At 57.0% G+C, this 12,298-nt stretch carries 13 protein-coding genes, 1 pseudogene and 1 riboswitch; of the genes and pseudogenes, 5 read left to right on the forward strand and 9 right to left on the reverse strand.

Features of this window, described 5'->3' with window-relative positions; all coding sequences use genetic code 11:
• Window positions 1-127 precede the first annotated feature (127 nt).
• Genes QLG03_RS22935 through QLG03_RS22955 form a run of 5 tightly spaced genes read right to left on the reverse strand, consistent with a single transcriptional unit; the run spans window position 128 to window position 4,178 of the window.
• A complete protein-coding gene (locus tag QLG03_RS22935; protein WP_023289733.1) occupies window positions 128-763 on the reverse strand; it encodes an urea amidolyase associated protein UAAP2 in 636 nt (211 codons plus the stop codon).
• Window positions 764-773: 10 nt separating this feature from the next.
• Window positions 774-1,502, reverse strand: a complete 729-nt coding sequence (locus QLG03_RS22940) for an urea amidolyase associated protein UAAP1 (RefSeq protein WP_255987598.1) — start codon at window positions 1,500-1,502, stop codon at window positions 774-776.
• A 4-nt stretch (window positions 1,503-1,506) separates the two neighbouring features.
• Complete coding sequence (locus QLG03_RS22945) at window positions 1,507-2,283, reverse strand: ABC transporter ATP-binding protein (protein ID WP_044523302.1); 777 nt, start codon at window positions 2,281-2,283, stop codon at window positions 1,507-1,509.
• Window positions 2,280-3,095: an ABC transporter permease gene (locus QLG03_RS22950; RefSeq protein ID WP_023289736.1), complete on the reverse strand. Its 816-nt coding sequence runs from the start codon at window positions 3,093-3,095 to the stop codon at window positions 2,280-2,282. Before QLG03_RS22950 ends, QLG03_RS22945 begins: the two co-directional genes overlap by 4 nt.
• Before the next feature lie 24 nt (window positions 3,096-3,119).
• Entirely contained in the window at window positions 3,120-4,178 is a 1,059-nt protein-coding gene (locus QLG03_RS22955; RefSeq protein WP_178944535.1) for a putative urea ABC transporter substrate-binding protein, read from the reverse strand.
• A gap of 56 nt (window positions 4,179-4,234) precedes the next feature.
• A riboswitch (guanidine-I (ykkC/yxkD leader) is annotated at window positions 4,235-4,333 on the reverse strand.
• 541 nt (window positions 4,334-4,874) lie between these two features.
• Between QLG03_RS22955 and QLG03_RS22960 the strand changes: the two genes are divergently transcribed.
• Both QLG03_RS22960 and QLG03_RS22965 read left to right on the forward strand, forming a co-directional pair.
• Complete coding sequence (locus tag QLG03_RS22960) at window positions 4,875-5,225, forward strand: hypothetical protein (protein ID WP_049014075.1); 351 nt, start codon at window positions 4,875-4,877, stop codon at window positions 5,223-5,225.
• Between the two features lie 45 nt (window positions 5,226-5,270).
• Complete coding sequence (locus QLG03_RS22965; protein WP_032428852.1) at window positions 5,271-5,495, forward strand: hypothetical protein; 225 nt, start codon at window positions 5,271-5,273, stop codon at window positions 5,493-5,495.
• Between the two features lie 227 nt (window positions 5,496-5,722).
• Here QLG03_RS22965 and QLG03_RS22970 read toward each other — a convergent pair whose 3' ends face one another.
• Entirely contained in the window at window positions 5,723-6,154 is a 432-nt protein-coding gene (locus QLG03_RS22970; protein ID WP_032452906.1) for a DUF4354 family protein, read from the reverse strand.
• Window positions 6,155-6,864: 710 nt separating this feature from the next.
• Here QLG03_RS22970 and oxlT point away from each other — a divergent pair.
• Window positions 6,865-8,121 (forward strand): oxalate/formate MFS antiporter, encoded by a 1,257-nt coding sequence (gene oxlT, locus QLG03_RS22975; protein ID WP_048335737.1) that lies wholly within the window; start codon window positions 6,865-6,867, stop codon window positions 8,119-8,121.
• A gap of 38 nt (window positions 8,122-8,159) precedes the next feature.
• Here the strand turns inward: oxlT and QLG03_RS22980 are convergent, their stop codons facing one another.
• A complete protein-coding gene (locus QLG03_RS22980; protein WP_032452908.1) occupies window positions 8,160-8,696 on the reverse strand; it encodes a GNAT family protein in 537 nt (178 codons plus the stop codon).
• A gap of 65 nt (window positions 8,697-8,761) precedes the next feature.
• Window positions 8,762-9,370 (reverse strand): HAD-IB family phosphatase, encoded by a 609-nt coding sequence (locus QLG03_RS22985; RefSeq protein WP_282473669.1) that lies wholly within the window; start codon window positions 9,368-9,370, stop codon window positions 8,762-8,764.
• Between the two features lie 154 nt (window positions 9,371-9,524).
• Between QLG03_RS22985 and QLG03_RS22990 the strand changes: the two genes are divergently transcribed.
• Window positions 9,525-10,103: a TetR/AcrR family transcriptional regulator gene (locus QLG03_RS22990; RefSeq protein ID WP_023289743.1), complete on the forward strand. Its 579-nt coding sequence runs from the start codon at window positions 9,525-9,527 to the stop codon at window positions 10,101-10,103.
• Here QLG03_RS22990 and QLG03_RS22995 read toward each other — a convergent pair.
• Window positions 10,079-11,177 (reverse strand): annotated as a pseudogene (locus tag QLG03_RS22995) (iron-containing redox enzyme family protein). The gene QLG03_RS22990 and the pseudogene QLG03_RS22995 overlap by 25 nt on opposite strands.
• A 202-nt stretch (window positions 11,178-11,379) precedes the next feature.
• On the opposite strand from QLG03_RS22995, the gene QLG03_RS23000 reads away from it, so the two are divergent.
• A complete protein-coding gene (locus QLG03_RS23000) occupies window positions 11,380-12,294 on the forward strand; it encodes a DMT family transporter (protein WP_255987603.1) in 915 nt (304 codons plus the stop codon).
• Window positions 12,295-12,298 lie beyond the last annotated feature (4 nt).

The following is a 12,298-nucleotide window of genomic DNA, read 5'->3' on the forward strand; positions in this document are numbered from 1 at the left end:
TCGTCTTCCCCTGAGGTCGTCCCCGGGAGAACCGGCGCTTAAAGGTGGCGCGTCGGCGTGTGGTTCAGGCGGTCGGCGCGAACGGCGAACAGCCGAAAGGCCAGCAAACGCCAGCGCTGCCAGCGGGTCAGTTCCATACCAGCACCTCGGCGGGGGTCGGGTTCCAGCCATTGCAGGGATTGTTGAGCTGCGGGCAGTTGGAGATCAACACCATGGCGTTACACTCCGCGCGCAGTTCCACGTATTTTCCCGCCGCCGAGATGCCATCCGCAAACGTCAGACCGCCCTCCGGCGTCACCGGCACGTTCATAAAGAAGTTAATGTTGGCGCCAATATCGCGCTTATGCAGACGACCATCATGCAGACAGGCGCAGAGGAAATTATCCCGGCAGCTGTGCATGTAGCGCTTGTCGAGGGCGTAGCGGACGGTGTTACTCTCCTGGGCGCAGGCGCCGCCGAGGGTATCGTGCCGCCCGCAGGTATCGGCCACGATGGTCATCAGCGGACGGCCAAGGTTGGAATAGAGCACGCTGCCGGCGGTGAGGTAGGCGTTACCCTGGCGGCGCAGCGTGCGCTGCGCATCGTAGCGCTCGCGCGGGTTGTCGGCGTTGTAAAACAGGGTATCAATCGCCTGGTTGCCTTCGAGATCGAGCAGACGCAGGGTTTGCCCTTGTTTAACCTCGAACAGCCACGGCTCCCCGGCGGGGATCACATGGCGATAGACGGCCTCTTCCGGACGTCGGTGACTGGTGATAAGGGTCATAAACGCCTCCTTACAGGGCAAAAAATTGGGTATTGCGGAACGCGCGCAGGTTCTCATCGCGGGTCAGGAGCGCCTGAGTGGCCGCGTCTTCATCGTCGGCCTGATACCAGCTCAGCTGTACCGGACGGGGGGCATACTCTGTGGCCGGATCCTGAGGATGCGGTAGCGCAGTGAGGACCAGCAGGACGTCCATCGGGGCATACAGTTCCACATAGTCCCCGGCGCGGCTGTTGCCGGAGACAAAGTGAAAGCGCCCCTCGTCATCGACGGTCACTTTGCTGAAGAAGTTGACCACCATCAGCAGATCTTCCAGACCGAGATCCCATTTCCCCATCTCCACCAGCAGGTTATCGACGCCGTTGCGGTAGAAGCCATTGCGTAATTCCTGGTAGCGTCCGGCGCCATATTTGTCGTGCGTCTCCCCGGCGTTGAGGACCCCGCCGAACGGATCGTGCCAGCCGCAGCTGTCGGCGACGATCCCGGCCAGCACCCGGCCCATATCGGAGTAGAAACAGTGCCCGGCGCTCAGGCGCGCGGTATGCTGTCCTTTGAGGGTATCCGGCAGGTTGAGCCGCTCACTTTTCTCATGGGGATTGAGCATCATCATGCTGACGTTTGCCCCGCCGTCGAGATCGGTCATGCGCAGGATCTGCCCTTTGCGCAAAATCAGCGAGGTGTGCGCCCCGCCGGGAAGCCGCTCTTCGCGCAGGCTGGGGGTGGAGTGAAACAGTTCAGTCATCAATTTATCTCCTTAATGCGTAAACGTTGGTGTCGCTACCGGCGGCCAGTTGCGCCATCCGCGCTTCATTGAGCGGGATGTCGTAGGTAATACGCGCTCCCCAGGCGTTGGGCGCCTGCGGGTCGATGCGCACTTTGTCGAACACCAGCAGCCTCGTGCCCAGGTTGAAGCCTTCGGCCAGGTCGTGGGTGACCATAAACACCGTCATGCGCGTTTCGCTCCACAGCTGGAGCAGCAGCGCATGCATATCCTTGCGAATGCCGGGATCCAGCGCGCCGAAGGGCTCGTCCAGCAGCAGCACCCTCGGCTGCATCACGAACGCCTGGGCAATGGCCAGCCGCTGCTGCATCCCGCCCGAGAGCTGCGCCGGGTATTTATCCAGGGCGTGTCCCAGGCCCACTTTCTCCAGCATTCGCTGGGCCTGTTGCCGGGCCTCGCGCTTTCTGCCGCCAAACAGGCGCCCCAGCAGCGGGGACGCCGGCAGCTCCAGGCCGATGGCGACGTTATCCAGCACGTTGAGATGCGGAAACACCGAATAGCGCTGGAAAACCACGCCGCGACTGCGGTCCGGCTCCGCCGCCAGCGGCTGGCCGTCGAGCAGGATGGCGCCGCGGGTCGGTTGCTCCTGACCGAGCAGCAGACGCAGAAAGGTCGATTTACCGCAGCCGGACGCGCCGACCATTGAGCAAAACTCGCCCTCTTTCACCTGCAGATTAATGCGCTCCAGCACCACGTGGTCGCCGTACTCCTGCCAGATGTTTTTGATGTCGATAAAACTCATCCCCGGCCTCCTTCCGCCCACGGGAAACAGGCTTTGTGCAGCTGACGCAGCGCCAGATCCATCAGCCATGCCAGCAGCGTGATCCAGATGACATACGGAATAATCACGTCCATCGCCATATAGCGCCGCACCAGGAAGATGCGATACCCCAGCCCGGCGGTGGCGGAGATGGCCTCGGCGGAGATCAGGAACAGCCATGCCGATCCCAACAGCAGGCGCAGAGAAGCGATCAGCCGCGACAGCAGCTGAGGAAGCACCACCCGCAGCACCACCGTCCAGCTATTGGCCCCCAGGGTCTGCGCCTTTATAAACAGCTCCGCCGGGATCTCCCGCGCCCGCTGCTCCAGGTCGCGCGCCAGCATCGGCGTAATGCCGATGACGATCAGCATCACTTTCGACAGCTCATCCAGGCCAAAGACGATAAACAGCACCGGCAGGATTGCCAGCGGCGGGATCATTGACACCACCGTCATCAGCGGCGACAGCGCCGCGCGGTACATCGGGAAGACGCCGGCGGCGATACCGATGCCGAGGCCGATGAGCGACGAGACGGCCAGGCCCGTCAGCAGACGGCTCAGGCTGATCAGCGTGTCGGCCCACAGCAGATACTCGCCGCTGCGTTTATCCGGGGTGAACGCCATCCGATCGATGGCCGCCGCCATCTGCGACAGGCCTGGCAGCAACTTGTCCTGCGGATTGGCTTCCAGCCGCACCGCCGATCCCATAAACCAGGCGGCGATCAGCAGCACAAACGGCAGCAGCATCAGCGTCAGGCGCATCCCCTTTTGGGGATATCGGTTAATGTGGCGCATGGCGTGGTCTCCCGGCGGCAATCATTACAGCTGGCCCGCGGCGGCCAGCTTCAGGTAGCTGTCGTCAAAGCGCAGTTTGCGGTTGGCGGCATCGCCGAGCGTGACATTGCCCGGGAAGGTCATTCCGATAAAGTCCGCGCTCTGCGCCCCCTCGCCCAGCAGACCTTTATCGAAGGAGAACTGCGCCACACGCTGCATGGTTTTCGCCAGATCCGGCGAGGCGATAAACGCCAGGGTGTCGGCAGGCGTCCAGAAAAGATGAGTGGTTTTGAGCTGCGCCTGGTAGCCGGCGAGATCGGTACCGGAGTCGGCGGCCATAGCGCTCAGCGCCTGGGTATCGCCGGCCTTCATTTTGGCCATCATTTCAAACCACGCGCCGGTCAGGGCTTTGCCCAGCGCCGGGTTATCTTTCAGGGTCTGGGTATTGACCACCATCATGTCGATCAGCTCGCCGGGAACCTGCGAAGAGCTAAAGACTTCCGTGGTTTGCGGCGTCTTTTTGATAACCGAAAGCTGCGGATTCCAGGCCACCGCCGCCCGCACGCCGCTGGTGCCAAAAGCCGAGACGATATCCGCATCCGAGGTATTGACCACTTTGACGTCTTTTTCCTGCAGCCCGGCTTTTTCCAGGCCGCGCACCAGCAGATAGTGGGAGACCGACAGCTCCGGGAGATACACCGACATCCCTTTCAGGTCGCTGAGCTTTTTATCCGCCCCTTTCAGAACCACCCCGTCGTTACCATCGGAGTAGCTGCCGGTGATCAGCGCCGTGCTGTCGACGCCGCCGGCCGCCGGAATGGTCAGGGCGTCCATATTCGTCATCGTGCAGCCGTCAAACTGTCCGGCGGTGTACTGATTGATGGATTCGATGTAATCGTTGAGCTGAACAATATTGATTTTGATGCCGTACTTGCTGGCCCATTTATCGATGATCTTTTCATTGCTGATGGCGCCCCAGGGCATCCAGCCGGCGTAGATGGTCCAGCAGACGTTGAACTCTTTCTTGACGGCGGCAAAGGACGGGACGCTGGTCAATAGCGTCAGTGACAGGACAAGTGAGCGGAGGAGCGGCGATGTTTTCATGGTGGACCTCTGGTTAGCACGAGAAACGGAGCAGCGCGACACCCAACGGTGCTGCTGTCTCCCGGGCTTTTATCCCGCCGTGTAACCTCGCCGAGGTCGCCAGCTCTCGGACCAGACGTTCACCGCGGTGAACCGGAACCCTAGCCAGCTATTGTGTGATCTAAATTGTCTGTTGCGCTGCTTTCTGCTGATGGTCTTGCAAGCGCCATGCCAGGAGCCAGACAGCCGTGCTTTCAGTGATTTACCGCCAACCGGCGCATCGCCTCCCAAAAATGGGGAGTAAAAGTGGGGCATTGCATGGCTTTGGTGCAAAGGGAAAGCCCACCGCGTTCTGGACAACAACCGGCCGGGGGTCATGGGGGATGAATCCTGTAGCTGATTATCATGGCGCGGGGTAAATGTTTGCCATTACGCCGCTTCGACATGGGGGGATGTCGCAGGCGCTTCTCCCCTGTCCCGTCGCCAGGCGGGGATCATATTTTTACCGCCTGTTTTACCCGCCTGACGGTAAAGCATTTAAATGTTGAATACATACTAACGCTAAATCGCAAGCTTGTGCGTTTTAACGCACAGTGATAATATTGCGCCACGTTAAGTAGAGGGGTGGAATAAATTCACCATTCGTTAACTCAGAATGCTTGGCCTGTTAAATACAAGTTAAAATCACGCCGATGTTATTTAACACAGAGAGGTTCCATGAAAATATTGCTGATGTTGCCCACCCTTTTTCTGTTAAGTGGTTGTGTGGATCTGGGGGATGTGGGCATACACCCGGAAGAAGAAACCTATTACGTTAATCAGGGAAAACATCAGGTGATCGATTGCCTTCATTATGCCGCTTCTAAAGCGAATTTATCGCTGGAATATGATGACACTCTTCCTGAAAACATCGATAAATACAACCTGATGAATACTGAAAAAACGACTGTCGCGTGGGTGGAAATCAGTAACTTCAACGGCAGGCAGACTTCGGTAGAATTTTATTATGCGCCGCATGCCCCGGATATACATCGGTCGGTCACTACCATTGCTGAACGGTGTTCATAATGCCCGGATAACCAGAGACAGTGTTAAGCTGAAAAGAAACGAATGATGAAAACCTCTCTCCTTTTGCTAATAGCAGTGCTGGTGATTTCTGGCGAGTTACACGCTGATACTGTTTTTTATCAGGATAGCCATTTTGTCGGGCACTCTCTTTTTACAGGCACCGTAAGCAAAGCGAAGCACCATAATAAATTAGCGATGAGTTTTGGCATTTGCCAACTGAGAAAAATCATCAGGAGCGTCACGGATAGCGACGCAAAAAAAGACGCGTAAAGATTGTCCAATAACTGGCCAGTGTATCCCCCTCCCGGCAGACGCACCTCCCCCGTAAAATGAAATACGAGTGACCTACTTCAGATGAGCGTAGTGCTTGACACAGTTGATGTCTGCCGCGCACGCCCCTCATCATCCAGATGTTATGTTCATCTCGTAACACCTGACGGACGCCTGGTGTTACGCTAACGTCATATAAGGCAGATCATCCACGCTCGGGATGGTGGTTATTTTGTTAAGCAGTCTTTACCGAAAGCGAGACGGACAAAAGGTATATTCAGTATTTCAGGATCGGCGCTGCTGAAGAACACGTTACCTGTTCGGCTTTCAATGGGTTTGTATTTTTTCAGCATCTCCATTTCAATACCCGTGCTCATAAATGACTTGCCATTTTTATCATACAAAAAGAAGCACATTTTGTTATCTTTGCCAGGTTCAATGCTTTTATCAGAGAAGTTATCAAGCGTAACTTTATAGGTCACCAGATACTTCGCCTCGCCGGTCACGCTATCCCATTCACTTCCGGCGGCCTCCTTTAGGGCAAAAATCTTGACCCCTGAAAAATAAGGATCAGGATTCTTTTTATCAATAGCCTGCACCGTTCCTGAGGCAGCGATGGCTACAGCCAGCGCAATACCTTTGGCAATATAATTATGCATTTCCCACCTCATTCAATTTACTATTAAGTGAACGCTACCATAGATCATGATATTGGTATTATCAATGATATTCTCCGTTATCACTATTTGATGAAAATCCAGGCTGTCATTATATTTAAACTTATAAATCAGCGCATTGAGAAAATAACCATTAAAATAATTCCAATGTGAATTTAATAAATTGTTAACTGTAACTTATTTTTCACTTATTTCTGCGTCATGTTTAAGCAGGGTTTATCTTCAACTTCATCAGCATGCGATTTAAAGCCGTTCGCACCGACCAGGTTAGCGCCTCCTGTATCTATAGCGTGAATATAATCAGCGATCAGGAAGAGGATAAACAGGTGGGTGCCTGTCCCCCGCCTGAATGCCATGCCTCTTTTTCCATTGGACCTACCATCGGCCTTGAGCCAATCAATAAGTGAAGCGCACAGCGATGACCCATTTGCACCGACTCAGTGCCGCCTGTTCACCATACTGAATCCCATCCCCTCCCACACTTCCATGTTAACTGTTTGTATATAAATAACTATTTTAACTGGCACGTTTAATGCTCTGCGGTTGTATACAGCGATGTTGACAAGATCTCAGGCCAGGAGGCGACAACCCATAGCCACCTGCGGTCGCGACGCCAACGCCTTCTTCTCTCCGTGAAGCCTCCGGGGCGGATGCGTTTCACGGAAACCTGTTAACTGAAAACGGAGAACAATATGACGACACTCAGCGAACCGTTGGTTACCCCGAAATATGGCAAATGGCGCCAGCTGGTGCTGGGCCTGATCTGTATGGCCGCCATCTCCAGTCCGCAATATGTCTGGACGCTGCTGACGAAACCCCTGGCCGCAAAGCTGGGCGTCGGTCTGCCCGAGCTGCAGGTCACCTTCTCGCTGCTGATCATCCTCCAGACCTTCTTTTCGCCCTTTCAGGGGCGGTTAGTGGAGAAATTTGGCCCACGGCGGCTAATCGCTATCGGCACGGTGATGGCGGGAATGAGCTGGGTGCTTTCCGCACAGGTAAATGGCCTGGCGACGCTGTGGCTGGTTTATGGCTGCATGGGCGGCCTTGGAACCGGGATCGTCTACATCGGCGTTGTCGGCCTGATGGTCAAATGGTTTCCGCGGCAGCGGGGGTTCGCCGCCGGCGCGGTGGCGGCGGGCTACGGGATGGGGGCCATCCTAACCACCTTCCCCATCTCCCTGTCGCTGACCACCAACGGCCTTGAACACACGATGACGACCTTCGGGGTCCTCTTCGCGCTCGTCGGCTTCCTCGCCAGTCAGGGACTGAAGCTGCCGCCGCCTGCTGTCTCTTTGCCCGTCAGCCAGACGGTGGCGCAGAGCAGCAGATCGTTTACCTCCCGGGAAATGCTGCGCCAACCGCTGTTCTGGCTGATGTTTGCCATGATGGCGATGATGTCGACTTCCGGGCTGATGGTCACTTCGCAGATGGCGGTGTTCGCCGAGGACTTCGGCATTAGCCAGGCGGTGGTGTTTGGCATGGCGGCGCTGCCGCTGGCGTTAACGATAGACCGCTTCACCAACGGTTTAACCCGGCCGCTGTTTGGTTTTATTTCCGACCGCTTCGGCCGCGAGCAAACCATGTTTATCGCCTTTGCGCTGGAGGGGGTGGCGATGACGCTCTGGCTGGCGTGCCGGGAAGATCCGCTGCTGTTTGTCCTGCTTTCCGGGGTGGTGTTCTTTGGCTGGGGGGAAATCTTCTCCCTCTTCCCGTCGACGCTCACCGATACCTTCGGCAGCGAACATGCCGCCAGCAACTATGGCTGGCTGTATATTTCTCAGGGCATCGGGTCAATCTTCGGCGGCCCGCTGGCGGCGTTGCTCTATCAGTACACCCACGGCTGGCATGTGGTTTTCAGCTGCGCCATTGGCCTGGATTTTGTCACCGCCGCCCTCGCGCTGTGGGTGCTAAAACCGTGGCGCGCGCGCTTTATCCGCCAGCATACCTAACCGGCAACCCTGGCAGAAGTGACGGCCAGGCCGTCACTTCACTGATATTCGCTGCGCAGCAGCGCGTACAGATACTCATCGCCCCACTGGCCTTTAAAAAAGATATTCTGCCGGTAATGCGCCTCGCGACGAAAGCCCAGCCCTTCCAGGAGTTTGATCGCGGCGGTATTGCGGGTGTCTACCACCGCGATCAGCCGGTGATGGGCCAACGGTTCAAAGAGTAAGGCTATCACCGCCTGTATGGCTTCCCGGGCATACCCCTGATGCTGATACGCCGGGGAAAAGGTCATCCCCAGCTCGGCCTGTCTGCCCTGATCGAAAAAGTGGATCCCCACATCTCCCGCCAGCGCACCGTTGGCCTGGATCTCTACGGCAAGCTGGAACCAACTCTCATCCTCAGCAAAGGCCAGGGAACGCTGTTGTTCATAGAAGGCAGTCGCCTCTGCCATACCGTAATGGCTCCAGCTCTGAAAGCGGGCCACTTCCGGCAGGTTGCGATAGCGGCTGAAAGACGGCAGATCTTCCGTTCTGAACCGGCGCAGCAGCAGCCGGGGCGTGGTCAGGGGTAGCAACATCTCTTCTCTTCTTCCTGGTGAGAGGGGCAATAGCGCGCCATCTTAACCTGCGCAGCCTGACGCCGCTAGCCGCATGGCGGTGCCTCCTCCCAGCGATAGATTTGAGTGGTGGCCAGCGCCAGCATGGCGAAATCTTCCGGCGTATCGCCGTAAGCGAAGATCGCTTCGTAATCGGTCAGGGCGTAGTTCGCCAGGATACGCGCCTTTTTGGCCAGGCCGCTGCAGTCTCCACCCTGATACTTTCCGGTCGCTGCCCCGTTTTGAAATTCCACTTCGCTGCACAGTAGCTCAAGATTATGCTGCTGGCACCACGGACGAAGGTAGACATCCAGCGAGGCTGAGACCACCACCACGGTGTCCCCTCGCGCCTGATGCCAGGCTATACGCTGCATCGCGTTCTCCCGCAGCGTACGGGGAATAAACGCCAGGCTATGATCGTTCCCACGCTGCAGGATCTCAGGTTGCGATTTCCCGGCAAAAGCATAATGAAACACTTTTTGCCGGATGGCAGAGGCTGAAAGCCAGCCCATTTTCCAGGCCAGAATATAGGGCAACAGCCGCAGTTTGCCCCGACGAATGGCTTTCGCATCGAGGGACTGATAAATGAAAGGGGTAAACGTATCTTCGTGGGTTATCGTGCCAACGAAGTCAAAAAAGGCAATGTTCTTCTTCATCCTTGTCACCTTATACACCAATACCGGCGCCGCGCGAGGCGCGGCTGATTTACTTTTTGCCCGCCTGGCGGCAAGATCCGGCATAATGCACCGCTGTCGCAGGACGACCGGGTCACCGGCAGTCATGACAGCGAACCATTCGACAGGAAAACGCATGAAGCCAAAACAAGCGGACATTCTCCGCCACGCCAGCGCGCTGTTTAATCGCGAAGGATATCAGTCGCCCAGCATCGAGCGGATTGCTGAGCATGCCGGCATCTCCAAAATGACCTTCTACCGCTACTATGCCGATAAAGAGGCGCTCATTCTGGCTATCCTCCGGCAGAAAGAGAGCGAGTTTATGCAGGATCTGACGCAGATCACCGCGGATAAAGCCACCGCGCGGGAGAAGCTGTTCGCCGTGTTCGACTACTATCAGTGCTGGTTGACCTGCGAAACGTTCCACGGCTGCATGTTTACCCGCGCGCTGTTCGAATATGGCGCGTCATCGCCGGCGATCCGGGAGCAGTGCTCCCGGTTCAAATCGCGCCTGTGGCAGTTCTTCCGCGATATTCTGACTCGGGTATTAAAACCAGAGCCTGCCGAACGGGTCGCCATGATGATGGTGATGCTCATCGATGGCGCCATCGCCGCCCAGCAGGCCGAGTCCGCCGAATGCCGGGAGATCCCGCCGGGGACGACCGCCTGGAGCGCGGCCAAAGCGCTGATCTACTCAGAAGGCGGTACGCTGTGAGCTCATGCTGCCGTCCAGCGACTGCAGCGCCGCCAGCAGACCATCATAGTAATCGTTGCAGGTTTGCAGGCGCAGCGCGGCGCCAAAGTAGACCTCCTCCATCGCCGCCGGATGTTTTTTGCCAATCGGCACAATCACATTGTTCAGCCAACCGTCCGCATGGCCGATATCGACCGTGATATGTTCGGCATAGTAATGCACGTCGCGATCGCTAAGCCCAATCCGCCGACAGCCCGCCACCAGTTTTTCATACTGCGGCGGGTCGAGCAGTTCGGTCATCGCCATCACCCCCAGCGATTTGTAGTAATGCTGACGATTTACGCCGCCGAGCATAAAGGCGTTATACCCGGCCAGCCCCTGCCACTCATAAAGATGGGCAAAATGATTGTCCGGTAAGGCGATATTCCGCCGCTTCAGTAAATCCTTATACAGATTGACGTGGGTGATCTCAGTGCTGCCCTGGCCTATCTCATCCCACAGATTTTGCGCAATCTCGGCGCGGGTTTCCGGCAACGAGCCCACCAGCCCCATCGCCACCAGATCGAAGAAAAGCAGATTCAGCGCGCTGTCGCTTTTGAAGAAATAGTCGATTTGCGCCGCGGAGGCCTCGCTGGCAAGGAAATCGAACAGCGGATGATGAGACGCCGGGTGCTGCTGGCATAAGGCGCGCAGTTCGTCGACGATATTGCCGGCATTGAGCACCGGCCTCTGGCGGTGGAAACGTTTGCTTTCCGCCCGCAGCCACTCAGACTCAATGTAATTTCGGATCCCGGAGAGCAGCGGATGAAACTGATTGGCAGCCGCCGGCGAGAGCGGGTCGGCAAGCCAGGACTGATAAAGGATGAACAGCGCATGGTGCGCGCGCTTTTTGGCCTGCGGATCGTCAGCGGAGAAGGCGCGGATGCAGGTATTCTCCGTCAGATGCCAGGCTCTGTCAGCGACCAGTGGATTGGCCGTCAGCTTCAGCGACAGCGCGTTGCTGTGCAGAAGCTGGTCAATTAACTCATCCAGCGCCAGCCTGGCCATCACCGCGGTTTGGTCACTACCAATGACCCCATTGTCGGTATTACGCATGAATTTATCCCTGTGAAATGCATGGCGACTATACGGTATAGTACCGCTCACAATGCGGCAACGTAAATTTCAACCACATTGTTAATGCGCTGTTTATTAAAGACTTTAACTAAACAGAACAAAAGCCACTAAAATAGTGTTGATATTATAAAAATAATAACGTTACCATTCAGTACAGTGACAAACGACACAAGGAATCACGATGCCCTATCTGTTACTGACGCTGGCCGCCCTGTTCTGGGGTGGGAATTACGTTGTCGGTCACGTGCTGGTTCAGGGCGTGGATCCGATCCTGATGACCGAAGCGCGGTGGGCGTTAACGGCGCTGCTGCTGGGCCTGCTCTACCGCCGACAGATTGCCGGCAGTCGTCATCTGCTGCGGGAAAACGCCCCGGCGGTGCTGGTGCTCACCCTCTGCGGTCAGGTCAGTTTCCCGCTCACGCTCTATATCGGTCTGCAAACCACCTCCGCCCTCAACGCCGCCATCTATATGTCCGCCACGCCGAGCATGGTGCTGCTGATTAACCGGCTGATTTTTCGCGACCCGGTATCGGCCCGCAACTGGCTGGGGGTGGTCTTCAGCACCCTCGGCGTGATGATCCTCTTATTCCAGGGCAACCCGCTGCATGCCGCCTCGCTGCATACCTTTTCCGTCGGCGATCTGTGGGCGATGGGGTCGGCGCTGAGCTGGGCGCTCTATTGTTCGCTGTTACGTCTGAAGGACCGCCGGATCCCGGCGAATTGCTTTGTCGCCGTCAGCTCGCTGCTCGGCGCCCTGCTCCTGCTGCCGATCGTCGCCTTCTGGCTGATGCGCCACCCGGCGCAGGACTGGGATGCCTGGCGCGAGCCGTTTTTCCTCAGCGGGCTGGCTTATCTGGTGATTTTTCCGTCATGGCTGGCCTATCTGTTCTGGAATAAAGGGATCGCCACCATCGGCGCCACGCGGGGGGAGATTTACACCCACATCATCCCCCTCTCGGGTGGCGTGTTAAGCATCCTCTTCCTGCATACCCAGCCCCATGCCTGGCACCTGTTCAGCGCGCTGTTCATTATGCTGGGGATTGGCATCTGCTCGCTGGAAAAACGCCAGGCGGCGACGGTTCGCCTGCGCGGTTAGCGTG

The sequence above is a fragment of the Klebsiella sp. V115_8 genome (assembly GCF_029967715.1).
In the GTDB taxonomy this organism is placed as follows: Bacteria; Pseudomonadota; Gammaproteobacteria; order Enterobacterales; family Enterobacteriaceae; genus Klebsiella; species Klebsiella quasipneumoniae.

Excerpts from the sequence above, each read along its gene's own strand:
- QLG03_RS22935 (WP_023289733.1), bottom strand. The coding sequence starts at position 763 with ATGACCCTTATCACCAGTCACCGACGTCCGGAAGAGGCCGTCTATCGC.
- QLG03_RS22940 (WP_255987598.1), bottom strand. The coding sequence starts at position 1,502 with ATGACTGAACTGTTTCACTCCACCCCCAGCCTGCGCGAAGAGCGGCTT.
- QLG03_RS22945 (WP_044523302.1), bottom strand. The coding sequence starts at position 2,283 with ATGAGTTTTATCGACATCAAAAACATCTGGCAGGAGTACGGCGACCAC.
- QLG03_RS22950 (WP_023289736.1), bottom strand. The coding sequence starts at position 3,095 with ATGCGCCACATTAACCGATATCCCCAAAAGGGGATGCGCCTGACGCTG.
- QLG03_RS22955 (WP_178944535.1), bottom strand. The coding sequence starts at position 4,178 with ATGAAAACATCGCCGCTCCTCCGCTCACTTGTCCTGTCACTGACGCTA.
- QLG03_RS22960 (WP_049014075.1), top strand. The coding sequence starts at position 4,875 with ATGAAAATATTGCTGATGTTGCCCACCCTTTTTCTGTTAAGTGGTTGT.
- QLG03_RS22965 (WP_032428852.1), top strand. The coding sequence starts at position 5,271 with ATGAAAACCTCTCTCCTTTTGCTAATAGCAGTGCTGGTGATTTCTGGC.
- QLG03_RS22970 (WP_032452906.1), bottom strand. The coding sequence starts at position 6,154 with ATGCATAATTATATTGCCAAAGGTATTGCGCTGGCTGTAGCCATCGCT.
- oxlT (WP_048335737.1), top strand. The coding sequence starts at position 6,865 with ATGACGACACTCAGCGAACCGTTGGTTACCCCGAAATATGGCAAATGG.
- QLG03_RS22980 (WP_032452908.1), bottom strand. The coding sequence starts at position 8,696 with ATGTTGCTACCCCTGACCACGCCCCGGCTGCTGCTGCGCCGGTTCAGA.
- QLG03_RS22985 (WP_282473669.1), bottom strand. The coding sequence starts at position 9,370 with ATGAAGAAGAACATTGCCTTTTTTGACTTCGTTGGCACGATAACCCAC.
- QLG03_RS22990 (WP_023289743.1), top strand. The coding sequence starts at position 9,525 with ATGAAGCCAAAACAAGCGGACATTCTCCGCCACGCCAGCGCGCTGTTT.
- QLG03_RS23000 (WP_255987603.1), top strand. The coding sequence starts at position 11,380 with ATGCCCTATCTGTTACTGACGCTGGCCGCCCTGTTCTGGGGTGGGAAT.